The organism is Companilactobacillus halodurans, assembly GCF_009600995.1.
Taxonomy (GTDB): Bacteria; Bacillota; Bacilli; order Lactobacillales; family Lactobacillaceae; genus Companilactobacillus; species Companilactobacillus halodurans.
The window spans coordinates 1-1,077 of the sequence record NZ_VDFO01000091.1; the positions used below are offsets into that span (position 1 = coordinate 1).

1 protein-coding gene is annotated in these 1,077 nt (G+C 30.6%); it reads right to left on the bottom strand.

The features are described 5' to 3' along the window. Nucleotides 1-632, bottom strand: a 632-nt coding sequence (locus FHL05_RS12395) for a transposase family protein (RefSeq protein ID WP_162000313.1), incomplete at its 3' end; no start/stop codon positions are given. Between the last annotated feature and the right edge of the window lie 445 nt (nucleotides 633-1,077).

Below are 1,077 nucleotides of genomic sequence, written 5' to 3' on the forward strand. Positions count from 1 at the left end.
TCTGACAAGCTATACTGATTTATAAAGTGTTCAATTATTGTTCTGGATAGTCTGTCATGTATCAGTTCAACTAGTCTATGTGTATCTGCATCAATAGCTATAAATGTAAAAAGATTTTTTACTGAGCCAAATTCATCGAAACAAATATTTTCAGGTAAATGTGAACACCTACGTGGAATCTTCGTATTACCATACAAAATCCTACCTACAGTACTAGCCGAAATACCAATAACCTTAGCCATGGATGACAAAGTAAAGGATTCTTTAGCCATAGAAAAGATTCTATGTTTAACTTGCTTAGTCATTGTATGATTTTTGATCAATAAGTCACTGTGGGCACCGCAGGTGCTTCCACAGTTCCTACATAAAAATCGTTGTTTCTTAATTACTAAATGATATTCAACACCATTAAAACTGGCTAGTCTCGCAATAGTAATTCTTTTACCATTTTTAACTAATGAAATTATTCCACATTGAGGACACTTATGTAAGGTATAGGATAATTTTGCGTTCACAATTTTTATACGTTTTATAATGCCACGTTTTTTTATTTTGGCATCTTTTACTGAAATAATTTTTATAATATCGTCTTTTATATCTAATGTACATAGTATAGAATTGTTTTGGGACATCATGTTTACTCCTGTTTGATTCGGTTTGATTGCTTAAATCTTAGCATGAGAACAGTGATGTTCTTTTTTTATCTAAAAGAGAATAAAAAACTGGCGTTGATTTATTCATCAACACCAGAAAGTTTAGAAGCATTAAATTGAAAGGGGTGGCTGGTAAAACAAGTGATTTGAAATAAAATCCCTTGTCAAATGGAGCTATTAAATGTGAGTAATATTTAATTTGGAAGGCCTTTAAGAACCGAAACAAAATATGAATCAGTTAATTATACTTATATTTCAATAAATTATAGGAAGGGATGTGTTCATGAACTTTAAGTAATAAGGCTGTACGATAAATAAAGTTGATAGGTATTTTGCCATCAACTTTATTTTTGTATACCATTTATTAGTAATAACCATTTAAGAACACCAAAAAAGGACACCATTCATGCCCTTTAGATGTTCG